The organism is Cobetia marina, assembly GCF_001720485.1.
In the GTDB taxonomy this organism is placed as follows: domain Bacteria; phylum Pseudomonadota; class Gammaproteobacteria; order Pseudomonadales; family Halomonadaceae; genus Cobetia; species Cobetia marina.
Window position 1 is genome coordinate 1760753 of record NZ_CP017114.1, and the last position, 23534, is coordinate 1784286.

General features: G+C 61.9%; 20 protein-coding genes. 8 read left to right on the forward strand and 12 right to left on the reverse strand.

The features are described from left to right. Window positions 1–5 precede the first annotated feature (5 nt). Window positions 6–467: a LexA family protein gene (locus BFX80_RS07465; RefSeq protein WP_176503848.1), complete on the reverse strand. Its 462-nt coding sequence runs from the start codon at window positions 465–467 to the stop codon at window positions 6–8. A 203-nt stretch (window positions 468–670) separates the two neighbouring features. Here BFX80_RS07465 and BFX80_RS07470 point away from each other — a divergent pair, with 203 nt between their 5' ends. Further along, window positions 671–1585, forward strand: a complete 915-nt coding sequence (locus BFX80_RS07470) for a LysR family transcriptional regulator (RefSeq protein ID WP_084208440.1) — start codon at window positions 671–673, stop codon at window positions 1583–1585. Between the two features lie 21 nt (window positions 1586–1606). Here the strand turns inward: BFX80_RS07470 and BFX80_RS07475 are convergent, their stop codons facing one another. The 7 genes from BFX80_RS07475 to BFX80_RS07505 all read right to left on the reverse strand — a co-directional run bounded on the left by BFX80_RS07475 (window position 1607) and on the right by BFX80_RS07505 (window position 8005). Next, window positions 1607–2356, reverse strand: coding sequence for a 2OG-Fe(II) oxygenase family protein (locus BFX80_RS07475; RefSeq protein WP_084208441.1), 750 nt, complete (start codon window positions 2354–2356; stop codon window positions 1607–1609). 110 nt (window positions 2357–2466) lie between these two features. Continuing rightward, window positions 2467–2787 carry a DMT family transporter gene (locus tag BFX80_RS07480; protein WP_084208442.1) on the reverse strand — a complete coding sequence of 107 codons (321 nt, stop codon included), beginning with the start codon at window positions 2785–2787 and terminating at the stop codon, window positions 2467–2469. Between the two features lie 14 nt (window positions 2788–2801). Beyond that, window positions 2802–3170: a DMT family transporter gene (locus BFX80_RS07485; RefSeq protein ID WP_084208443.1), complete on the reverse strand. Its 369-nt coding sequence runs from the start codon at window positions 3168–3170 to the stop codon at window positions 2802–2804. Between the two features lie 202 nt (window positions 3171–3372). After that, on the reverse strand, window positions 3373–4782 hold the full coding sequence (locus BFX80_RS07490; RefSeq protein ID WP_084208444.1) for an NAD(P)-binding domain-containing protein: 1410 nt from the start codon (window positions 4780–4782) through the stop codon (window positions 3373–3375). A gap of 171 nt (window positions 4783–4953) precedes the next feature. Continuing rightward, window positions 4954–5808, reverse strand: a complete 855-nt coding sequence (locus BFX80_RS07495; protein WP_084208445.1) for a PAS domain-containing protein — start codon at window positions 5806–5808, stop codon at window positions 4954–4956. Next, window positions 5805–6701 (reverse strand): response regulator, encoded by an 897-nt coding sequence (locus tag BFX80_RS07500; protein WP_084208446.1) that lies wholly within the window; start codon window positions 6699–6701, stop codon window positions 5805–5807. The genes BFX80_RS07495 and BFX80_RS07500 overlap by 4 nt, the downstream gene beginning before the upstream one ends. Next, window positions 6698–8005 (reverse strand): sensor histidine kinase, encoded by a 1308-nt coding sequence (locus tag BFX80_RS07505; protein WP_084208447.1) that lies wholly within the window; start codon window positions 8003–8005, stop codon window positions 6698–6700. The genes BFX80_RS07500 and BFX80_RS07505 overlap by 4 nt, the downstream gene beginning before the upstream one ends. A gap of 274 nt (window positions 8006–8279) precedes the next feature. On the opposite strand from BFX80_RS07505, the gene BFX80_RS07510 reads away from it, so the two are divergent. The 3 genes from BFX80_RS07510 to BFX80_RS17810 all read left to right on the forward strand — a co-directional run bounded on the left by BFX80_RS07510 (window position 8280) and on the right by BFX80_RS17810 (window position 12711). Continuing rightward, window positions 8280–10691: a DUF1989 domain-containing protein gene (locus tag BFX80_RS07510; protein WP_084208448.1), complete on the forward strand. Its 2412-nt coding sequence runs from the start codon at window positions 8280–8282 to the stop codon at window positions 10689–10691. A gap of 355 nt (window positions 10692–11046) precedes the next feature. Beyond that, window positions 11047–12405, forward strand: coding sequence for an ammonium transporter (locus tag BFX80_RS07515; RefSeq protein ID WP_077371230.1), 1359 nt, complete (start codon window positions 11047–11049; stop codon window positions 12403–12405). Window positions 12406–12543: 138 nt separating this feature from the next. Next, window positions 12544–12711 (forward strand): hypothetical protein, encoded by a 168-nt coding sequence (locus BFX80_RS17810; RefSeq protein WP_157109453.1) that lies wholly within the window; start codon window positions 12544–12546, stop codon window positions 12709–12711. A gap of 140 nt (window positions 12712–12851) precedes the next feature. Here BFX80_RS17810 and BFX80_RS07520 read toward each other — a convergent pair whose 3' ends face one another. Beyond that, window positions 12852–14261 (reverse strand): NAD(P)-binding domain-containing protein, encoded by a 1410-nt coding sequence (locus BFX80_RS07520; protein WP_084208449.1) that lies wholly within the window; start codon window positions 14259–14261, stop codon window positions 12852–12854. Window positions 14262–15162: 901 nt separating this feature from the next. Here BFX80_RS07520 and arfA point away from each other — a divergent pair. Beyond that, a complete protein-coding gene (arfA, locus tag BFX80_RS07525; protein WP_077371234.1) occupies window positions 15163–15342 on the forward strand; it encodes an alternative ribosome rescue factor ArfA in 180 nt (59 codons plus the stop codon). 111 nt (window positions 15343–15453) lie between these two features. On the opposite strand, the gene BFX80_RS07530 is transcribed toward arfA, so the two are convergent. Next, window positions 15454–16665 carry an oxidoreductase gene (locus BFX80_RS07530; protein ID WP_084208450.1) on the reverse strand — a complete coding sequence of 404 codons (1212 nt, stop codon included), beginning with the start codon at window positions 16663–16665 and terminating at the stop codon, window positions 15454–15456. 155 nt (window positions 16666–16820) lie between these two features. Here BFX80_RS07530 and BFX80_RS07535 point away from each other — a divergent pair, with 155 nt between their 5' ends. Then, a complete protein-coding gene (locus tag BFX80_RS07535; protein ID WP_084208451.1) occupies window positions 16821–17714 on the forward strand; it encodes a LysR family transcriptional regulator in 894 nt (297 codons plus the stop codon). A gap of 100 nt (window positions 17715–17814) precedes the next feature. Further along, a complete protein-coding gene (locus BFX80_RS07540) occupies window positions 17815–18624 on the forward strand; it encodes an NYN domain-containing protein (protein WP_084208452.1) in 810 nt (269 codons plus the stop codon). Between the two features lie 144 nt (window positions 18625–18768). On the opposite strand, the gene BFX80_RS07545 is transcribed toward BFX80_RS07540, so the two are convergent. Further along, window positions 18769–19881, reverse strand: a complete 1113-nt coding sequence (locus BFX80_RS07545) for a CNNM domain-containing protein (RefSeq protein WP_084208453.1) — start codon at window positions 19879–19881, stop codon at window positions 18769–18771. A gap of 503 nt (window positions 19882–20384) precedes the next feature. Here BFX80_RS07545 and BFX80_RS07550 point away from each other — a divergent pair. Next, on the forward strand, window positions 20385–21401 hold the full coding sequence (locus tag BFX80_RS07550; RefSeq protein WP_167592993.1) for a helix-turn-helix transcriptional regulator: 1017 nt from the start codon (window positions 20385–20387) through the stop codon (window positions 21399–21401). 132 nt (window positions 21402–21533) lie between these two features. Here BFX80_RS07550 and BFX80_RS07555 read toward each other — a convergent pair whose 3' ends face one another. Then, window positions 21534–23513: a tripartite tricarboxylate transporter permease gene (locus tag BFX80_RS07555; protein WP_084208455.1), complete on the reverse strand. Its 1980-nt coding sequence runs from the start codon at window positions 23511–23513 to the stop codon at window positions 21534–21536. Window positions 23514–23534: the final 21 nt, after the last annotated feature.

The window sequence follows — 23534 nt, forward strand, 5'->3', positions numbered from 1 at the left end:
CGCGTTCATACCGCGTATTCGTGGATGACGGAGCGCACCACCCCCCAGACCTGACACTCGAGATCGACGATGGCCACCGGCGGATACAGGGCATTGCCGGAGCACAGATACGGCCGCTGGCCGATCAGTTCGTAGCGCTTGACCACCACCTCGCCCTCGACCAGCGCCACCACGATATGTCCGGGGCGGGCGTCGATGGAGCGATCCACGACCAGGGTGTCATTCTCGTAGATGCCGAAGCCTTCCATGCTGTCACCTGCCACCGTCATGAAGAAGGTCGCTGCCGGACGCTTGATCAGCCGCTCGTTGAGATCCAATGTCCGGCCAGCGTAATCCTCGGCCGGTGACGGAAAGCCGGAAATTCCCGCACGCCCCGTGATGTGGGGGTATGGCAGCTCACATGGCGCAGGAGCGGGATGAGGGCGAGCCAACGTCTCGTGAGTGGCAAGGGGGGCAGAGGCGGTCATGGAAAGCTCTCCTGTCATGGCTGTATTTATATACAGTATCCGTGGCAGGCAAGCGTTAGGCAACCGCTAATATGCAAAGCCGCCTCAAGTGAAAGTGGCCGCTGCGAAGCCCGGATGGCGAGGGTGTTATGCTCGGCATCGGCGAATGCCATCGGGCGCAAGGTCCGGTGTCGACGTGAAAGGCGGATTCACTGTGGAGAGCCATGAACGAACTGACCCAACGACTGCGCACCTTCCTCAAGGTGGCGGAGCATCAGAGCTTCAATGCGGCTGCGCGTGAGCTGGAGATCGCCAGCTCCACGGCGACGCGTCACGTCAATCATCTGGAGCGACAGCTGGGCGAGCCGTTGCTGGTGCGCACCACGCGCCATGTGCGGCTTTCGCCTGCCGGTGAGCGAGCCGTGATCCGTTTCCGTGCCATCCTGGGCGAGGTGGCTCAATTGACGGATGAGCTCGAGACGCTGAGTGAGCGAGTCGCGGGACCGCTGCGCATCTCGGTGCCGTGGCGATATTCGCGCCTCTATCTTGCGCCGCTGGTGAGTGAATTCATGCAGTGCTACCCCGAGGTGGCGCTGGATATCGTCAGCAGTGATCAGCGTGTGGATCTGATCGAGGAGCAGTTCGATGTCGCCATCCGCATCGGCCATCTGGAAGACTCGAGTCTGATCGCACGGCACATCAGTGACCAGCGTTTCGTGCTGGCCGCGGCGCCGTCCTATCTCAGTGCCCAGCCGCCCATTCGTCAGCCTGAGGACCTGGAGCGGCACCGCCTGCTGACCTTCAGCTATACCACCGCCAATCATCACTGGCGGCTGGTGCAGGGTGAGCGGGAGCACCGCATCTCGGCGCGAGCACGCGCGTTGCGTACCAACAACGCCGACATTCTGACCCAGGCAGCCCTCGAGGGAGCTGGTGTCGTGGTGCAACCGCTCTGGGCCATCCGTGAAGAACTGGACCAAGGACGCCTCGTGGCGGTGCTGGAGGACCATCAGGTCACGTCGTCGGATTTCGACACTGGCATCCATGTCGTCTTCGCGCGCGAGAATCAGCACAATCCGCGCGTGCGTGCCTGGGTCGACTTCCTGCTCGCCCGCCGCGAGTGGCTGGCCGGTCGCTAGCAGGTTCTCGGCAGGTGGTCATCAGTAGAGAATATCGCTGCGGATGATGTACTTGGCACCATCGCGGATCGGCTCGCCTGCGTGCACGCAGTGCTGCGGGTGCGAGCCATGCGGGAAGCACAGCACGCCACCCTTGGGCGTTGCGACCGAGACTGTCTGGATGTCGTCCCGTGACTGGGCAGGCCTTTCGGGGTCGCGACGGCTGACCAGAAACTCGGTGCGCCCGCCGGTATAGCCATCGCTCAGGAAGATGAGGAAGGTGTACTGGCTCATCAGGCCCGGATAGGCGTCCTGGACGATCTCGCCATTGATGACGCGACTGCCCGGCCAGGCACCATCGGTATGCGGCTTGAAGAAGTCACCGGCCTCGTAGCGATAGACACGAAAGCGCGCATTGATGCCTTTTGCGCCCTCGCCCTGGATCTGCTCGGTCACCAGTGGCGCCGAGCGCGCCCAGATGACCTGATCGATGGCGTCACTGACGACCCAGTTGACGTTGTGGTTGTGGCGCACCGAACGCGGCAGGGAGACGGGCGCATCCTCCTCGAAGCCCATTTCCTCCAGGGCGGCGACGAAGTTGTCGGCCTCGGCAGGCGTCAGCACATTGAGCAGCTGGAAGGCGCCCGGGACACCCTCGACCTCCTGACGGACCACCTCTGGCGTCGCCTCGGTCTCGAAGAGGTCAGACACGTCACCGTTGTCCGTCCAGATGGGCAGGGGCGTGGGAGAGAAGCCGCGCTCGTGACTGACGGCGTAGAAGGACAGGCTCATGGCAAGACTCCTGAATGGCATGATCACGAATGTTGCCCGAGAGGCTAGTGCACTGCCGACGACAGAAAAAGGCACCTGACGGCAATTGGTCATTGCACGAATGGCAATGATCAATGCCCGCCTGTCAGGTTGAGGCCGACGATCGACAGCACGATGAGGCCGATGCAGGCCATGCGGCGAAACGAGAAATGCTCCCGCCAGAACAGCACCCCGATGATGGCGCTGACCACGGTGCCGATGCCGGAGAATACGGCATAGGCGATGCCCAGGCTGATGGTGTCCATGGCCAGATACAGCAGGCTCAAGGAGGCGCTGAAGCCCAGCGCGATCAGCAGCACACCCCGTCGGCGGCGGTGGTTGGCGTATTGATTGAAACCGGTGACGCCGACGACTTCACAGCAGCCGGCGGCGATCAGATAGACCCAATCCATGTCATCCCTCCTGCTCATTCACTGACGGTGGTCTGTGGTGTGGCACTTGCGTGAGTCCGCTTGTGGCCGGGCGCGCCGGGGGCCGTCTTGAGCACGATGATGCCGATCAGCATCAGCACCACGAAGCCCAGCGTGGACCACTGGAACTCGAGATCGAAGAACAGCAGGTCAGTCACCACCGTCCCCAGCGTGCCCAGGCCGACGAAGATGGCGTAGGTGGTGCTGGCGGGCAGTGCCCTGGCGATCTGGGTGACCAGACTCAGGCTGATGATGACCAGCAGCACCGTCAGTGCCCATTCCAGGGGAGTGTCGGCGACCTTCAGGCCCGTGGCCCAGCCGATTTCGCACAGGGTCGAGATCAGGAAATAGAGCGTGATGCGCATGGTGATCGGGCGTCCTTGTGGGGTGTCGGGGAAATGAGGCGTTCAATCGCCAGCGAAAGACATGCGTTGCATGAATGCGAGTCTATATGAGCTTTTGTTGATATTTCTGGCCATGAAAAGGCGGAGGGAGCCCCTCCGCCTGGTGCCTGGCAAGTCGTCCGCGCAGCTCCTTCTCACAAGAGCGTCAGGTGACCAGAAAGCGTCAGGAGGCCAGCGGCGTGGTCGTCGCCTGAGCAGCTGACTCCTCGTCGGATGGCGCCTCGGCCTCGGCCGGCTGGGCCAGATAGGCTTCCAGCGAGTCATCCATCGCCTCAAGCCACGGCGTGTGATGTCTGGGCGCCAGGGTGCCGGTCATCAAGGAGCGATAGCCGTGATCGCGGAAGGTCATGATGTTCTCGTGCTTGTGATGCTCCCACTCGAGGAAGGTACGATTCACGCCATCGATATCGAAGCTCGGGTAGTCGGTCTCGCTGATCAGCGATTTCACGTAGTCACCCTGGAAGACGATCATCGCCTCGTCGCTATCCAGCGTTTCCTCACGCTCGCGCCATGCCTGGCTATCGGCTTGCATCGCCGCTTTCGCCGGCAGTGTCTGGGTGCCGAGAATCGCATCGCGCACCCACCAGGCCTGGGCATCGAACATGTTGAAGGTGTACCACTGGTCCTGCATGCCGAGATAGAACAGGCGCGGATTCTCTTCCCACACCACGCCCTTGTAGAGCCCCAGCGGCCACATGCGGTTGGCAGTCTTGAGGCGCAGCGACTCCTCGAGGAACGGGAAGTGATGCAGATAGCCGGTGCACAGGATGATGGCATCGACTCGCTTGTGGCTGCCGTCACTGAAATAGGCGGTATCGCGATCGACCTTCACCAGCAGCGGCTTCTCTTCCCAGTTGTCCGGCCATTTGAAGCCCATCGGGGCGGTGCGATAGCTGGTGGTGATGCTGCGCGCGCCGTATTTGTAGCACTGCGAGCCGATGTCCTCCGCGGAATAGCTGCTGCCGAGCAACAGCAGATCCTTGCCCTTGAATTCCAGTGCATCGCGGAAATCATGCGCATGCAGAATGCGGCCATTGAAGGTCGCGAAACCGGGGAATTCCGGCACGTTCGGAGTCGAGAAATGCCCGGAAGCCACGATGACGTGATCGAATTCTTCGCTGGTCACCAGATCGAGCGCCTGATCATGCACGCTGACCGTGAATTGCTGGGTAGTCTCATCGAAGGTGACCTGGCGCACCGGGCAGCCGAAGCGGATGTACTTGCGCACGCCAGCCTTCTCGACACGCCCCTTGATGTAGTCGAACAGCACGGCGCGCGGCGGGTAGGAGGCGATAGGGCGCCCGAAATGTTCTTCAAAGGAGTAGTCGGCGAACTCGAGACACTCCTTGGGACCATTCGACCACAGGTAGCGATACATGCTGCCGTGGACCGGCTCGCCGTGGGCATCCAGGCCGGTGCGCCAGCTGTAATTCCACAGACCACCCCAGTCATCCTGCTTCTCGTAACAGACAATCTCGGGGATCTCGATGCCCTTGTCGGCAGCGGATTGAAAGGCGCGCAATTGAGCCAGTCCACTGGGGCCTGCGCCGATGATCGCGATACGTTGGGTCATGGATACCATCCTGTTCTTGTTGTGTCTTGATGCGTTACCTGAGGTTTCGTGACGTGATGACGTCGAGAAACACTGACAACGAAACAGGCTAGCGAGATGTGACCTGGCTGCACATTGCTCGGAAAGGGTAGCCATAAAGGAGTATGCGATGCCGGTGCCATACCCACCGGATCATGCGGAATCCCCTGCCAGGTCCGAGGTGTCGACGGCGAAGATGATGCCTTCCACGGCCAGTGGCGTGCCGTCAGGTGAATAGATGCCATGGCCCTTTTCCTGTACCCGGCGCACGTCGCCATCGCGGTGACGAATGCGGTAGGCAAGGGTGAAGGGCGTGTGTGCCTGGAGGGCGGCCTGTACCTGGTCCCACACGCGGTCGGCATCCTCGGGGTGGATCATGTCGCCGTAGGTGAGGGAGGGATGATCGAGCAGGTCGCGCGGGCTGAGTCCGGTGATGGCCAGGCAGCCGTCACTGATGTACTCCATCGACCAGTGGCGGTTGTTGCGCGCGCGATAGACCATCGCGGGCAGGCCCTTGATCAGGCGCGTCAGGCTGCGCAGGTTGGCGGCGTCGATCTGCTCCTGCTGCACGCGCTCGCTGATGTCATGCAGAGTGAGCGTGGCGGGCCAGGGCGAGGCCAGCGAGAGCGACTGGCTACGGACTTCACACCAGCGATAGTGGTGGTCCGGCCCCAGAATGCGCAATCGCCAGCAGTCAGGCCGCTCACGGCGTGACACGTGGCGGGCGAGCACGTCCCAGCGGGCGTGATCTGCGGGGTGCAGTGCTTCCCGCAGGCGTTGAGGGGGCGCGACCAGCTCCGTGGTCTGCCCCCGGGAGATGGCTTTAGTGATGTCTCGCTGACTTTCCGGCAGGTGTCCGCTCAGGGCCTGCCAGCCACGCGAGGCATAGAGCAGCGTGCTGTCAGCATCCACCACGACCACGGCATCACTCAGGCTGTCGAGAATCGCCTGTGCGCTGAAGGGCGAGGCAGTCGAGGCGGAGGCGAACTGTTCGAGAAAGCGCATCATCTCAGGCTCTCCTTTTCGGCCCGTGTCATGGCCTCTTTGGCGCTTGTCGCGTCCTCGGCGGGCGCTCGGCTGGCATCTCTCGCTAGCGTCAGCGGGTGGGCGTAGACCCAGGCGGCCAGCTCCAGTCGCGAATGCAGATCCAGCTTGCGCAGCAGATTCTTGACGTAGACCTTCACCGTGCTGTCACTGATGCCCAGCTCGCGCGCGATCAGCTTGTTGCTGAGGCCGCGCCCGATCCATTTGAGGGTATCGCGCTCACGCTCGGTCAGGCCGCGATGCCAGTCCGCCGTCTCGGCCTCAGCCATGCCGTCAGCCAGGGCAGCGTCTGTCGCCTCGATCAGCGGCATGGCCGAACTCGGCGTGGGAACGCCACCCTCCGGCGGTGCATGTTCGCGTGCCGAGCGCTGGCGGTGGTCCTGCTGCAGGCGCCTGGCCAGCAGCAGCAAGGTCTCTTCCTCCAACCCCAGCTTGCCGTCGATGACGGCCTGCAGGCGCTCGAGAATGCGTTCGGGGGCGGTGTCCTTCATCAGGTAGCCATCCGCCCCTTGCTGGATGGCATCCAGCAGGTGACGGCTGTCGTCGGAGGCGGTCAGCAGTACGACCTTGAGAGCGGCATCACGCTGCTTGAGATGGCGCATCAGGGTCAGGCCATCAAGCTGCGGCATCTGCCAGTCGACGATCACCAGCTCGGGGGCGAGGGTGGGGAGGCGCTCGAGCAGATGCGCACCATCATCGAAGTCGGCCACGACCTCGAACAGGCCACCTTCACTCAAGAGCTCGGCAAGCCCGCGCCGAAACAGCGGATGGTCGTCGACGAGTACCACTCTTGTCGGGAGTGTCTGACGTGTCGGGTGCGTCGAGGGTGACGAGGGTGTCTGTCGTGTCGCGGTCATGTGTCGCGGCGCTCCCAGCTCAGTGTCACGCGGGTACCGCCCTGGCGGGGCTGGGTGATGGCGAACTCGGCCCCGAGGTGGCGCGCGCGATCCTGCATGATGCCCAGTCCGAAATGCGCGGCGGGGATTTCGGCGGGATCGAACCCGCAGCCGTTGTCCTCGATGGTCAGCAACACCCGCGCCGCCGGCTGCGGCCCAGAGGACTGATAGAGCAGTTGCAGGCGCAGGTGGGTGGCCCGGGCATGGCGCACGCTGTTGGTCATCGCTTCCCGCACGATGAACATCACCTGCAGGGACTGGGCATCGGGGAGGTGCAGTGACTGGATGCGGTTGTCGAGCTCGAACACCATGCTGGAACGGGTCTCGAATTCCTCGATCAAGGCCTCCAGCACACAGGCAAGCGGCGCGTCTCCCCAGGTGGCGTGCGCGCCATTGATCAGTTCACGGGTCTGGCGGAAGGTGCGCCGGGCCTGGGTATGCACCTCCTCAGCCAGTGCCTGCACCTCCTGTGGCGCATGGCGGGCGGCACGTGTCAGGCGTGCGCTCTGCATCTGCAGGTAACTCAATTCCTGGGCGAGGGTGTCGTGCAGCTCCGCCGCCAGTTGTCGGCGTTCGTTCTTCAGGGCCTGCGCCACCGCTGCCTGCCTGTCTTCGGCGTGACGCGCCTGTTGCTGCTGCAATGCCAGGCCACGGCTCAGAGCGTCGATGACGGCGTGTGCCAGCGGTGTCTCGCGGGAGGGGGCTGGGGCTGCCGGCTCTCCAAGCCACAACCAGTCATCGCCCGTCGCCCCTCTGCCCGTCTCCCCGCTGTCAGCGGCGTCCGTGAGGGCGATCAGCACGCCACCTGGCGTGCCGGCTATGCCTGACGCCTGCTGTCGGGCGCCGGGATCGCGAGCGATATCCCTGACGACTTCCTGCAATCTCTGGCGCGCAGCGGCTGACAGAGCGAGGCCGACAGGGGAAATCACCGCATGGGTCGCCTGACCGGGTGCGCGATGCACGACACTGAGTTCGCCAGTCGCGGAGTGCGCCGTGCCGCTTTCAGGACAGCCGTTCAGCATGTCCAGCAGCTCTCTCAGCAAGGATGGCAACGCCTCCTCAAGGTCAGCGCAGGTAGCGATGCGCAAGGTGATGGCATCGAGGTGGTGTCTGTCACGCAGATCAGGCGGCGGGATGGCAGCAGGGCGAACGGGAGTCTCGGCATCGGCGGGACAGCCTCGTGCGCGCTGGACATCAAGGCGATGCGCTATCCCTTGCGATGCAGGCGCCTTGCCTGTCTTCGATGCGCCGAGACTGAGTGCCATGCGAGTTCCTCTGTCGTTTCGTCGCCCCTGCGGCGCGCCCTGATTCGAGTGTCACACCAGCAAGCTTCATGCCAGCGAATGGATTACTCCTTCATGGGTACCTCTCTTGATGGATTGTCGTCGTATCTACTGAGAGTAAATTTAATTAACCATGAAGAACGTGGTGCGCGACGCAAGGGGTCATGCACCATCCAGGCACATCTGATCCAGGCTTGCCCTTCGAGCACTTCCTTCGACTGGCTCGCCTGCCATGACAACAAGAGGTATCACCAGGATGGGACTTGCAGTCGAGATACCCGCTGCCACCCCGAGCCAGCCGTATCGTTACCGAATCGCCGGCCTGGAGGTGTTGGCACTTGATCTGTCGCCCGGCGATAGCGTGCAGGTGTCATCCGTGGACGGTGCGCAGTCCTGTGAGTGGCTGGCACTGAAGGCCACGGGGGATGAAGCCGCCGATGCGGCACAGCAGAGCGGGGAAAGCTCCCGCGAAGTGGTGAAGGGGGCAGGTACGACAATCGAGGCGTCGCTTGCGCACTTCGCGAGCGTCGTCAGCCAGGGAGATCACGCCTTCGCCAGTCAGCCTCAGGCCAGTGAGGCGCAGGAGACGTCCGGCAACAGGAGTCCGCACACTCAGGCACGCCTGGAGGCGCTGGGAGTCGCGCATTGCCCGCCAGCGTACTGGCAGCGCCTGTCAGCGGCCGGATTGCCGGCCGAGATTCGCTGGCCGCTGGAAGCGCCTGCCGCACGCCTGATTCTGCTGGCCCCCGGCAGTGACATGACGATAGAAGGAGAGCGGCTGGCCACCGAGCTTGAGGTGTCCCATTTCTGCACCGGGCTTGTGGGGCTGGAACATCTGCCGGTGCCGCTGGCGCCGATCCGCCAGGAGACGAGAGTCGCGGCGGGGACGGTCGAGGTCTATGAGGTCAAGCAGGGCGAGTGGATCCAGATCATCGATGTGGCGGGGCGTCAGTGCTCCGACTTCGTGGCCTTCGACGCCACTGCCTGGGCACAGGGCGAGGAGCTGGGGCTGGATGCCGGCGCCACGCGCAGCCTGTCCGGGCATTGCATGCCCAATCCGGGACTGTATTCGGTGTTCTTTGATCAGCACCTGCATCCGATGCTCGAGGTGATTCAGGACACGGTCGGACGTCATGACAGCTTCATGCTTGCCTGCTCGCCGCAGTATTACGAACACCACGGCTACTTCGGTCACGACAGCTGCACGGTCAACTTCAACAATGCCCTGTCGGCGTCTCATGGTATCCGACAACGTGCCAGCTGGCCGGCCATCAACTTCTTCTTCAATACCTGGGTACAGCCCTGCGGCACCCTGGCGGTGGATGAGCCCTGGTCACGACCCGGCGACTATGTGCTGCTGCGCGCCGACCGTGACCTCATCTGTGCCTCATCCGCCTGTCCGGACGACATCGACGCCGCCAACGGCTGGGTGCCGACCGATATCCATGTGCGTATCTACGCCGCTGAACATGACTTCCCCCGCGGTATCGCCTATCGCAACCGGCCCGAGGAATTGCCGCGCATGACTTTGCCCACCGCCTTCCATCCCTGCACCTCCGCCTTGACCAAGCAGTACATCGATTACCACGGCTACTGGCTGGCCACCCATTACGAGGGATGGGGGGCCAAGGCGGAGTATCTCGCCTGTCGCGAACGGGTCGCGGTGATGGATCTCTCCGCATTGCGCAAGTTCGAGGTCGCCGGACCGGACGCCGAACGCCTGTTGCAATATGCGCTGACCCGCAACGTGCGCCGACTCTCCATCGGAGAAGTGGTGTATTCCGCCATGTGTCAGGAAACCGGCGGCATGCTCGATGACGGCACCCTGTTTCGCATGGGCGAGCAGACCTTCCGCTGGATCTGTGGTGATCCGGCCAGCGGCCAGTGGCTGCGGGATCTCGCAGAGCAGCAGGGCTATCGCGTCACGGTGCGCGACTCCACCCATCAGCTGCACAACATCGCGCTGCAGGGGCCGAAGAGCCGCGAGGTGCTGGCGCCGTTGATCTGGAATGCGCGTACCCAGCCGGAGGTGGAAACGCTGGGCTGGTTCCGCTTCATGGTCGGCCGTCTGGCGGGGCCGAATGGCATCCCGCTGATGGTGTCGCGGACCGGCTATACCGGTGAGCTGGGCTATGAGATCTGGTGTCATCCGCATGACGCCCCGGCCGTGTGGGAGGCGATCTGGGCGGCCGGTGAGCCGCATGGCATCGCGCCGCTGGGGCTGAATGCCCTCGACATGCTGAGGATAGAGGCGGGGCTGATCTTCGCTGGCCATGAATTCTGCCCGCAGACGTCTCCCTACGAGGCGGGCATCGGCTTCACCGTGCCGATGAAGAGCAAGGAGGATGATTTCGTCGGGCGTGCGGCCATGCAGCGCGAGACGCCGGAATCCCGCCATCGGATCATGGGCCTGAGGGTGGACAGCAGCGAGCTGGTCAGCCATGGCGATCTGGTCTATCACGGGCGCTATCCGGTCGGGGTGATCACCAGCGCGACCCGCTCTCCCTTGCTCAACCAGTCCATCGCCATGTGTCGTCTCGCCCCGGATTTCTCAAGCCCCGGAACGCAGCTTGAGATCGGTCAGCTGGATGGTCACCAGAAGCGTCTCGTCGCCGAGGTGGTGACATTGCCTTTCCATGATCCTGAGCGTCTCAAGGTGCGCAGCTGAGTGATGCATGACGCATGACCGAGACCTCGCGCGTGAGGCTGGCCGGTGACGATCCGTATATGCAGTACGACTCACGTCATATCACGGTGCAGGACGCCGCCTGCCTGCCTCAATAACGAACACCCTCTTGCCAGGTGGTGATTTCCGGGCTTCATATGTGAAGAGGTGTCCACGATTTCGGGAAGATATCAATGAAAACAACGTATTGCTGAAGGTGGCCATCAGGGGTCATCTGGCATGTCGCTTGCTTTATTCAGCAGGTCCCCCTTGAAAAACAACAACAACCTTCGGGCAGACAGGGTTTCCATCGGCAGGCATGCGGTGGCAGACCCGGCCCGGAAAAGGAGAAAAGACGATGGATGAAAAGACGTTGCAAAGCATATTGGATATGCACCAGGCGATGAACATCGAGGTGTTCTACTGGTGGTGTACCGCCATCATGTTCCTGATCCACGCAGGCTTTCTGGCCTACGAGATCGGTGCCTCCCGTTCCAAGAATGCCCTGGCATCCGGCATGAAGAACGTGCTGACGCTGGCCTCGATCATCCCCGCCTTCTACTTCGTGGGCTGGTGGATCTACAACGCCTTCCCCAACGGGCTGATTCCCATCGAGGCTTCCGCGGCACTGCCCTGGAGCGCGAGCATGCGCCCCGACGCCGATGACATGGGCACCGGTATCTTCTTCGCGGCCTTTGCCCTGTTCGGTGCGACCACGGGCTCGATTCTCTCGGGCGCGGTGATCGAACGCATCCGCCTGGGCGCCTTCCTGTTACTGGCGGTGATTCTCGGTGCGGGTGTCTGGATCCTGGCGGGCGCCTGGGGCTGGCATCCGGATGGCTGGATGCTGCACAAGCTGGGCTACCACGATGTCGGCGCGGCGGGCGTGGTGCATGCCGTGGCCGGCTTCTTTGCGCTGGGCGTGCTGCTCAATCTGGGCGCGCGCATCGGCAAGTACAGTGACGATGGCAAGCCGCAGGTGATCGCACCGCACAACATGCCGATGACCTTGATCGGGCTGATGCTGATCATCGTCGGTTTCTTCGGCTTCCTCGGTGGCTGCATCATCTTCAACACCGGTGACATCGGCTGGACCACCATCTACGGCAATCGCACCAACCTTTCGGCCTTCGCCTTCAATACCCTGATGGGCTTCGGTGGCGGCGTGATCGGCGCCTACCTGTCCTCGCGTGACCCCTTCTGGACCATGTCCGGTGCACTGGGCGGCATCATCACCGTCGCGGCGGGGCTGGATCTCTACAACCCGGGCCTGGCCTTCGTGCTGGCGGTCACCGGTGGCGCCTTGATGCCGAAGATCGGCGCGCTGCTCGAGAAGCGTGGCCTGGACGACTCCGTCGGCGCCTTCGCGGTACATGGCTTCTGCGGTTTCTACGGTGTGGTACTGGTGGGTGTCTTCGCCGCGGGCTTCCCGAATGTCGGCGAAGGCGTGCCGGACGTCTCCTTCACCGGGCAGCTGACAGGCGCGGTGGTGATGGCAGTGACGGGCTTCGTGCCGGGTTGGGGCGTTGCCTATCTGCTCAAGAAGTTCAACCTGCTGCGCGTGCCGCCGCATGTCGAAGTGCTCGGGCTGGACCTGTTCGAAGTGCCGGCCAAGGCCTACCCGGAGAGCATGGCAACCGAGTCATCTTCCAGCGTTCCGGCACGTTCCGGTGGGGTAGTGGCAGCACCGATGGACAAGCGTCCCGATATCAGCTGAGTCGGTTCTGACGATCACCCGCATGAGGATTGGCTCGTTTGTTGCAGCGTTCGTTGCCATCTGTCCTGAAGTCTGGCTGCCAGCCAGTGGCGGAGCGAACGGGCCGATTCGTTTTCTTTCTTCTCCAGGAGTCTTGTCATGGAAACTGTCGATACTGCGGTACATGCTGCCAACTATGCGTTCTTCTTCAGCAATTCAGGGATGGTGGCGGTCAGTCTGTTGATCGCGGCTGGCGTCTGCATCTCGTTGAGCGTCAATATCCTGCGCCATGAGAAAGCGTCATTCCGCAGCAAGAAGACCCTCTGATCCATCGGGGCCTTCTTGCTCCGCAACCACAGAATGCACAACGCCGCGAAGCCATGCTTCGCGGCGTTGTGCATTCTGTGGGCCCGATGTCACATGTCAGGTGACACAAGGCCGTCAGTCAATCAGATCCTGTCCGTCACTCAGGCCTTGTCAGTCGCGAGGGAGCGTTCGGCGGCTGTCTGACTGCCTGCCTGGCGGGTGTCGCGTTCGGGCTGTGCCAGGAAGGCTTCCAGCGAATCATCCATCGCGTCGAGCCAGGGCGTGTGATGGCGCGGGGCCATGGTGCCGGTCATCAGCGAGCGGTAGGAGTAGTCACGGAAGGTCATGATGTTCTCGTGCTTGTGGTGCTCCCACTCGAGGAAGGTGCGATTGACGCCGTCGATATCGAAGCTCGGATAATCCGTCTTGGAAATCAGTGACTTCACGTAATCGCCCTGGAAGCGGATCATCGATTCATCGCTGTCCAACGTCTCTTCCCGGTCACGCCATGCCTGACTGTCTGCCTGCATGGCCTCGCGGCTGGGCAGCGCGATCTCACCGAGAATCACGTCACGCACCCACCATGCCTGGGCATCGAACATGTTGAAGGTGTACCACTGATCCTGCATGCCGAGATAGAACAGGCGCGGATTGGCTTCCCAGGCAGCGCCCTTGTAGAGACCGAGCGGCCACATGCGGTTGGCTGTCTTGAGGCGCAGCGGTTCATCGAGGAACGGGAAGTGATGGAGGTAGCCGGTGCACAGGATGATGGCATCGATCTTCTTGCGGGTGCCATCGCGGAAATAGGCGGTGTCGCGGTCCACTTTCTGCAACAGCGGCTTCTCTTCCCAGTTCTCCGGCCAGGCAAAGCCCATCGGGGCGGTGCGATAGCTGGTGGTGATGCTGCGAGCGCCATACTTGTAGCACTGTGAACCGATATCTTCGGCAGAGTAGCTGCTGCCGATCAGCAGCAGATCCTTGCCCTTGAACTCCAGCGCATCGCGGAAGTCATGTGCATGCAGAATACGGCCATTGAACTCCGAGAACCCCGGGAACTCAGGCACGTTGGGAGTCGAGAAGTGACCGGAAGCGACGATGACGTGGTCAAACTGCTCCTGAACGACCGTGTCCGACTGCTGGTCATGGACGCTGACGGTGAACTGCTGGCGGGTGTCGTCAAAGCTGACATGGCGCACCGGGCAATTGAAGCGAATGAACTTGCGCACGCCCGCCTTTTCGACCCGACCCTTGAGGTAATCGAAGATGACTGCGCGAGGCGGGTATGAGGCGATCGGGTGGCCGAAGTGCTCCTCGAAGGAATAATCCGCGAACTCCAGACATTCCTTGGGGCCGTTGGACCACAGGTAGCGGTACATGCTGCCGTGGACGGGTTCACCATTTTGATCGAGACCGGTGCGCCAGCTGTAGTTCCACAGGCCGCCCCAGTCGCTCTGCTTTTCAAAACAGACTATCTCGGGAATGTCGATACCCTTGTCAGCGGCAGATTGAAAGGCGCGCAGCTGTGCCAGGCCACTCGGCCCTGCGCCAATGATCGCAATGCGTTTTGTCATGGGTATTTCCTGTTGAGACTGTAATGAGACGTCGTGTTCCGTGAACCCCGCGTTGCGGGATGTCGTGTTGACCAGGTGCTTTTTCCTCTGTAGTGGATCGCGATAATAATGAGCATTATCCAGCGCTTGGGTGGCCTGGAAAGGTAAGGAATCCAGTTGACTGGCCACCTGTCATTTCGCTGAGCCTGAGCACGGAAGGCGTATTTTTTATTGCCTTGAGAGCCATCTACTGCTCGCGGAACGTGAGGCATCCTCGCAGAAATGATGCGTCATCTCAAATGTGAGGTGTTGATTCTGAGTGCATGAAGTGTACACGATCATGAGAGTGTTTAGGCTTTAGTGGCAAGATCCTTGTGGATTGTGTCTTTCTTCCGAATGGCCAGGATGAAGGATGTGATTTATCGGCTCATGGTTGGTGTAGTTATTTAGTAAATTATTGATTTACAGCATCTTTTTTATGTCGTGGTGGTTTTCCATGGCGTTGTCTGGCGTGTTTTATGTGTAGAAAAAAAGAAGATTTACGTGTTGCAATTCCGCTTGGAAAGTGGATGATTTTCTGTCTCTTCAATGCGTAATTTGTCAAACGGGTGTTGGGCTAAAATATCCTCTTTGTCAGGCAGGTTGGCGCTCGTGATTTTGAGGTGTGGAGTAAATGAGGGTGTGAGAAGGATGTGAACGTAGTGTCGGAGTAGTGAGTGGCGTGAGAATGGAGAAAGAACAGAAATCAGAAGGGAAAAGGGTGCCAGATTATCGAATGATCCTCGCTGGAGGATTTTCTAGAGGATCTGCGGGGCTATTCACTCACCAGACCAGCGACGAGGGGGAAGCGGAGGTTGATCACTCTGCATGGCGAAAGGGCGTATACTGGGCCGGTGACAGAGAGGCCACAGGAGAAGACACCATGACTCACAAACGCAAGGTGCAGGACAACGCCCTCAAGGCAGTGCTGCGTACCCCGATGTTCAAGCAGCGTGTCGTGAAGGCGCGCAAGGGCAAGGGCAGCTACCAGCGCAATGGCAAGCAACAAGGGGGTAGCGGTGGCAGTGAGGCTCCTTCAGTCGGTGTGTATTGCGCCGCTTGAAGAAGCCTCATTGCCGCCTCTGAAGGGAGCCCCTGTCTGAGGCGCTGGTCACATGAACGCCGCAGCATCAGCGCTGCGGCGTTCGTGTATCTGGCCACTTCGAGAAGCGGCTCAGTCGCGGAGACAGTCGGCGAAGTGCGCGTTCCAGGTCTCGGCGCGTGCGGCGTCACGGGCTTCATAGTCGGCCAGCACCGTCTCCAGTTCGCCCAGTGACTCCTGCTCACGGTCCTCGCCCAACTGGGTCAGGCGCAGGGTATACCAGGCGGTCACGCCGCCTTCCGGCGGGGCGCTGAAACGTGGGAACTCTGGCGCGGGGCATTCTCCCGCTCGCCATAGCGTGGGCAGTGACGGGTGCAGCGCCAGTGGGCGGGCCAGGCCGACGAAGTCGACGGCGCCCTGTGCCACGGCGTCTTCGGCCTGCGCCAGAGTCTTGAAGCCGCCGGTCGCCATCAGCGGCAGGGTCGTCACCTCGCGTGCACGCCTGGCGAACTCGACGAAGTAGGGGCCGCTGGCACTGGCGTCCGGCGCGGAGCTGGCGCCGGGGAAGTAGGTGCCGCCACTGATGTCGATCAGATCGATGGGCAGCTCATCGAGCGCTGCTATCACTTGTAGCGCTTCGGCTTCCTCGAAACCGCCCTCAAGTTGATCGCTGGAGTTGAGTTTCACCATGACCGGGTAGTCGTGGCCAACGGCCTCGCGCACGGCAATGATCACCTCACGCATCAGCCGCATGCGGTTGTCGAGGCTACCGCCGTAGTCATCCGTGCGCTGATTGAAGAGGGGGGACAGAAACTGGCTGAGCAGAAAGCCGTGTGCGGCATGTACTTGAACCCCGCCAAACCCGGCGTCACGAGCCAGGCGCGCCGTGGTTGCCATGGCGGCAGGCAAGGCCTTGATGGCCTCCAGACTCATGGCCTCGCAACGTAGCCCGGGGATATCCAGCGCGCTGGGGCCATGTGGCGTACTGGTCGGCGGGTAGGCCATCGCGCCGGCGTGGCCGAGCTGCAGCCAGAGGTCTGCACCGTGCTGTTGACCGCGCTGGGCCAGTTGCGTGAAGGCTGCGAGATCCGACTGCGCGTTGAGCACCAGATTGCCGGGTTTCTCGGCATGCTGGTGGTCAGGCTGTACCTCACCGACTAGTGACGCCGCTACGCCACCCTCTGCCCAGCGCTCATAAAGGCGCAGCTGTGCCTCACTGGGATGTCCCGTGCCATCACCGAGGGAATCCGACATCGCAGCCTTGACGATTCGGTTGGCGAGCACCCGGCCGCTTGGCAACGTGAAGGGCGTGAACAGGGCGGAAGCTGTCGGCTGGTCTGTCATGGGGGATGTCTCTCTCCTGGCACGGGTTTGGCACTTTACCTGACACAGAATGTGGCACTGAATCTGTCATTTCAGGAACTGATGTCATGGTGACACGCCTTGTGACTGCTGATAATCCGTTGTGCGCGCACAGTATTCGTGAGCATATGGAACATATGAAAACGCACACAGATCTCAACATCTTTCACGCCGTCGTCGACGCTGGCACCTTCACCGGGGCGGCGCGCCAGCTTGGCATTACCCACTCGGCGATCAGCAAGCGCATCGCGCAGCTGGAGCAGCGTCTTGGTGCCCAGTTGCTGATTCGCTCCACTCGGCGGATGCGCCTGAGTGAAGCAGGCCAGCTCTATGCCCTGGAGACGCGCGAGTTGCAGGAGCGCCTGCGCCATGTCGAGCAGGAGATTGCCGAAGGTAGTGGCGCGCTCAAGGGGCGCATTCGTCTCTCGTGTTCCAACGCACTGGGGAAATTGCAGGTAATGCCGTTGCTGATGCGCTTCATGGAGCGCTATCCCGAGGTCATCGTGGATCTGACCCTGACGGATGCCGTGGTCGACCTGGTGCATGAGGGGATGGATCTGGCCATCCGCAGCACCGCAAAGCCTGAGCCCGGCCTGATCGCCAGGCGGTTGGCCACCAATCAGCGTGTCATCTGTGCATCGCCGGAGTATCTGGCAAGACATGGCAGGCCGCGCTCAGTGGCGGATCTGGCGGAGCATGTCAGCCTGATCCTGAATCTCCCCGGTGGCTTCAACGCCTGGGGACTCACGTCACTGCCCGAGATGCGCTGCGGCTTCCTCTCCAACTCCCTGGAAACCCTGCACGCCGCCTGTCTGGGAGGGCGTGGCGTTGCCTGTCTGCCGTACTACCTGATCGCCGATGACCTGGCCTCTGGGCGCTTGATCCCGCTGCTGGAAGACATTCGTGGTGACGGTGCCGATACCAGCATCTTCCTCGTCCGCCCGGAGACGTCGATTCTGCCGCGCCGGGTGAGAGTGCTGATGGATGCCTTGATCACGGGGTTTGACGCAGAGGAAGCTCAGCGTACGTGAGTAAACGACGATTTACCGAGTGATTGTCTTGCAGGATTCATGACATATTGACCCAAGGAGCGACCTTGAGACTCCTGTGACGTAGATCATGGAGCGAGACATGTCACCAACGGGAAAAGATCGATTTGCGGTACTGATTGATGCAGACAATGCCCAGGCCGCCGTCTGTGAGGAATTGCTGGCGGAGATCGCGAAACTGGGAATCGCCAGCATCAAGCGCGCCTATGGGGACTGGACCACCTCCAACCTGACGCCCTGGAAGGAGCCACTTCTGCACCATGGCATTCAGCCTATCCAGCAGTTCCGTTATACCCAGGGCAAGAACGCGACGGATTGCGCCTTGATCATCGATGCCATGGATCTGTTGTATGCGGGCAATGTGGAGGGATTCTGTCTGGTGTCCTCGGACAGTGATTTCACGCGCCTGGCGACACGTCTGAGGGAAAGCGGCATGCGCGTGCATGGCTTCGGGGAAGCCAAGACCCCTCAACCCTTCGTTTCCGCCTGTGACAGTTTCCTGCATACCGAGTGTCTGCGCAGGGAGCCGGATACGCCCGCCGTGGCGAAGCCCTCGAGCAAGTCGCCTGTCGTGAAGAAGCCCCCGAGCAAGCCGCCGGCCGAGACGGTCACCCTCGTCAAGCCGACCAAGGCACAGCGACAGCTGAGGTCGCATATCCTCAATGCACTGAACGAGCTGCCACAGACGGATGGCTGGACGGCCCTGTCAGCGCTGGGAAGTTACCTGAAAAAGAAGATGCCCGGCTTCACGCCGGCGGATCATGGTGCCAGCAAGCTGGGGGGAGTGATTCAGCAATTGGAGTATCTGGACAAATGGCAACGCCCTGTCAAAGGCGGTTCCGTGCATTTGTATGTCCGGAAAAAGGCCAGGGAGACGGCAAAGGCCAGCTGAATCCTCGTCATCTCACGATGCACGATGCCTTTCGACACAGAAGCCCCGTGATGGCCAGTCTCCTGTCTGGCTGTCACGGGGCTTCTGTCGTTCAGTGTGGCGGTGGTTTCACGCCTGACGCGCGCGGGGCTCGCGCAGTCCATGTCACGACTGGCCGGGCTTGGAGTCCTCCGTTGATGCCTTGTGTTCTGTCGGTGATGTGTCGTTCTGTGAAGAGCTCTCTCGGGCGTCGTCCGGTGTCGAGGGGGCGGCACCGATGCGCTTGATCCAGCGCTGGCGGGCGAAGCGACGCAGATTGGCCACGTTGTCCGTCTCGTCGATGATGTCCTCGCCGAGAATCGTCTCCATCACGTCTTCCAGCGTGATGACCCCCAGCCAGTTGCCGAGATTGTCGTAGACGACACACAGGTGCTGGCGCTCGCGCTGCATGCGAGCGAAGGCCTGTTCGACGTTGTCTTCGGCGTGCAGTTCGCTGATCGGGCGCATCAGGTCCTTGAGCGGAGTGGTGGGTTCGGCCTGATGCGCATCGGCGCGGTGGATCATGCCCAGTGTCCTTTCATCGGCGGTCATCACCGGGTAGCGGCTGAAGGGCCAGACCGTCAACTGGTCATTGAACTCGGCCACGGTCATCTCGGGGCTGACCGTCTGGCAGACAGGACGTGGCGTGAGCACATCACGCACCTTCATCTCATGCAGGTTGAGGATGTTGGTGATGACGCGTTGCTCATCATTTTCCAGCGCCTTCTTTTCCAGCCCCAGTTGTGCGAGCGCCTTGATCTCGCCACGCAGATCAATGTCATGCGAGTGCTTGCCGATCCGCGAGGTGATCATTTCCGACAGCCAGATCAGCGGCTTGAGCGAGATGACCATGATGTTGAGCACGCCGGGCAGCATCGGGGAAAGCTGACGCCAGTAAGTGGCACCGATGGTCTTGGGGATGATTTCCGAGGCCACCAGGATCAGCAGCGTCATGACCGCCGAGGCAACGCCGACCCAGGCCTCGCCGAACACGACGGACACCTGTGCCCCCACGCCTGTCGCACCGACCGTATGCGCGATGGTATTGAGCGTCAGGATGGCGGCCAACGGCTTGTCGATATTGTCCTTGAGGGTGGCCAGCGCCGCATGGCGCTTGGGGTGTTGCTCACGCAGGCTTGCCACATAGCTTGGGGAAAGCGACAGCAGCGCCGCTTCCAGCACGGAGCAGATGAACGAGATGCCGATGGCGATGGCGGCAAAGAGAATCAGCAGAAACATGCAGCGTGCTCCTTGGGTGGATAGGCCACCATTAGTGACAGATGCCCGGTGACTGTCAAACCTTTGGCGTTGATTGCCTGGCGCTTGTCATCGCGACGCACATTTGGGTGTCGGAGGCACTGTCGGGAGAGGGTGCGTGGGAGAAGGTGAGTGGAGAAGGTTAGGGGAGAGTCGCAGCGCGAAATATGAATGAGATTGTTTTGCTTTTGAGATCTGTTGTATTTTAAAGCAGCTCTTATCAAGGGAATTTGCATAAATAAAGGTGTGAGGCAGTCAATTTCTCGATTTCTTCGATGTCATGGCACGTCGCTCGCACGCCCAGAGGCAACTCCTACCTATCCATGACTCCAGGGAATGGCGCTTTCATGCAGCAGGGCTTGAGACAGCAGGATGCTTCCTCCTTGCCTCCGTGCGGTGTGCGGAGGGAGGGCTGGCAGTCCGTCCGCTATGCACACAGCACCGGCTGGGTTCAGGAGATCCCGGTCTGGCCCGGAGGGCGTCTGGTGCTGTGTGATCTGACGATCCGTGACGGCTATCAGGAAGTGCATCCCTTTCATGAAGGACTCTATGTCTGCCTGATACTGGAAGGCACGCTGAGGCTGTCGGGCATGGCAGCGACGCCAACTGCCACGTGCCCGTGTCCTGAGTCCTTGTCGAGTGCAAGCGAGAAGGTCGCGGAAGAGGCGCGAGTCCAGATCGATGTCACCCGGGGAGAAGGCGGCGCCTTTCGTGCCCCGATGGTGGGTTCCCCGCATGCTCTGAACGTCGGGTACTTCCCCGGGCGGCTGCGGTGTGTGGTGCTGCATATCGAGGATGAACGTCAGCAGTCCGACAACATCCTGCAGCGCTTTGCCGAGTGGGATCTGCATTCGCCCCCCTGGCCGGCTCAGCCTCGCCGGTGGCGGCCGGGGTCAGGCCTTCGTCAGCAGCTGGCGGAATGTCTGGCGCAGCGCCTCGACGGTGCAGAGCACACTCGTGAGACATGTTGTCTGCTGGAATGGCAAGGGCTGGGCCTGCAATTGCTGGGAGGTGCATTGCGCCGCCGGCATGCGCGGCAGTGTCATGCCGGTCAGGTGTCCGAGGATCGGGTCGCTCGTGACAGGGGCGCTGACGGCCGAGCCCCGAACGCCAATCGACGAGAGAAACGGGCTCACGAGAGGCTGACGCCGGGGTACCCGGAGACATCCAGCAGTACGTGTCGGCATCTCGAGGCGGTGCGTCAGCGGCTGAAGATGGCGCCGGAGCGTCAGCATGCCTTGCCGGAACTGGCGCGGCTTGCCTGCATGAGCGCGTCGAGTCTGCGCCAGAAGTTTCGCGAGACCTATGGTTGCTCGCTGAGCCAGTATCAGCGCGAATGTCGCATGCAGCGCGCACGTCAGGCATTGTTGCAGGGCATGAGTGTGCAGCAGGTGGCGCATCGTGTCGGCTATGCGCATGCCTGCAACTTCGCGACGGCCTACCGGCGTCATTTCGGGCTCTCGCCCCAGGCTGTGCGGGCTCGGCCGCAGCGGGCTGACTGAGCACTGCTGACCGTCAGCCTCCGTCATGGTCGGGCGTGAAAAGAGAACGGGCACCCTCAGGGTGCCCGTTCTCCTGTCGTTGCCAGGTGTCTCTTGCGCTGCGTTGCGTGGCTGTCTGCGGCGCGAGAGGCCTTACAGGAAGGGAATCATCGGCAGTACCACGTCATCCAGCAGTCCCGTCGGATAGTGAAGATTCATGGCCGCCTGCATCCCGAGCAGGAAGACCGCGACGCCCAGGGCGAAGAGTCCCGCGAACGCCGCTGACTTGCGTGCGACGATGAGCTGGAAGCCCAGACAGAACAGCACGGCAGTGGAGACGAAGCCCAGCAGTGCGCTGACGCCGATCAGCACGAAGAAGCCGAGTACCACACCCACTGCCTTGAAGGCCGGTTGCTGGACGCGAATCATGCCGCGACGCCAGCCGTTGAAGACCACGGCGATCACCGAGACCAGCGTGATGAAGGCGGCCAGGGTCGGGAAGGCCTTGCCGAGTGGCATCAAATCCTTGACGTCGTAGAGCGCCCAGAGGCCGGCGAGCCCCATCAGGCCCAGCAGCAGGAAGTCGACGCCACCGAAACCGCGTGATTCCAGCACATCCTCTTCTGGGGACGGCGCGGTCTCGACCACTTCATGGGTCTGGCGACGACGCATGATCGCCTTGCGGATCACCGGCAGGAAGAAGGCCAGCAGGATCAGGCCGAGGATGATCAGCACGCCCGGACGCAGGAAGGCTTCGGCGCCGTGGAACTGCATGCTCTGATAGAAGTAGTTCTCGGCACCCGGTGCCAGCACGAAGCCGATCAGGAAGGCCGGACGCGACCAGCCTGCCGTCTTGAACAGCACGCCCAGCATGCCGATCATGCCCAGCGCGGCCCAGTCACCCAGCGAGCGACTGGCCTGATAGGCAGCAAACAGGATCAGCACGGTGATGGCCGGCGCCAGAATGGCGAAGGGCACACGTGTCAGCTGCGCGACCGGACGCGCCAGCATCAGACACAGGCCCGCGCCCAGGATATTGGCCAGCGCCAAAGACCATATGATGGTGTAGGTCATGTCCAGATTGGTGGTGATCATCGACACGCCCGGCTCCAGGCCCAGCAGCAACAGGCCCCCCAGGAAGACGGCGGCCGTCCCGGAGCCTGGCACCCCGAACAGCAGGGTCGGCACCATGGCGCCACAGGCACAGGCATTGTTGGCGGACTCCGGCGCGATGACGCCGCGGATGTCACCCTTGCCGAACTGGCTCGGGTCCTTGGCGGTCTTGACCGCGAAGCCGTAGGTGATCCAGTCGACCACGGAACCCGCCAGACCCGGAATGGTGCCGATCAGGCTGCCGATCCCGGCGCAGCGCGCGACCAGCCACCTGTTCTTGACCACATCCTTGATGCCGGCAGACCAGCCCTTGCCCAGGTCCGTGTTGCCGTCCTTGGCGATGCTGCCACGTCCCAGCAGCAGCTCGACGATCTCCGGCAGGGCGAAGATGCCCAGACCCAGCACGATCAGCGGCACCCCGTCGTACAGATAATCGATATCCAGATTCATGCGGTACTCGCCGGTCGCCGGCGCGGCACCGATGGCACCGACCAGCAGGCCGAGGCCGCAGGCAGCGGTGCCCTTGAACAGGTTCTTGCCGGACAGCACCGCCACCATCGTCAGACCCAGCAGCGTCAACACGAACAGCTCTGCTGACGAGAAGGCCAGTACGAGGGGGCGTGCGACGAGGATGAAGCCGGTCAGAATGATGGCACCGATCACGCCCCCACACAGGGAGGACAGGAAGGCACTGGTCAGCGCACGCGCCGCCTGGCCTTTCTTGGCCAGCGGGAAGCCATCAAGCACCGTGGCCTGTGACGCGCTGGAACCGGGGATGCCCATCAGCACCGAGGCGAAGGTATCGCCGGTCGGGATGACCGCGACCATGCCCATCAGCATGCCCAGTGCATAACCGGGGTCGAGCCCGTAGAGGAAGGGCAGCAGTAGTGCCATGCCGGCGATGCCGCCCAGGCCGGGGATGATGCCGACCAGCAGGCCGACGAAGATGCCGATCATCATGAACAGCAGATGCGTCAGCGTGAAGACGTGTCCAATGCTGGACAGGAGGGTGTCGATCATGGCGTTGCTCAACCTCTTGTT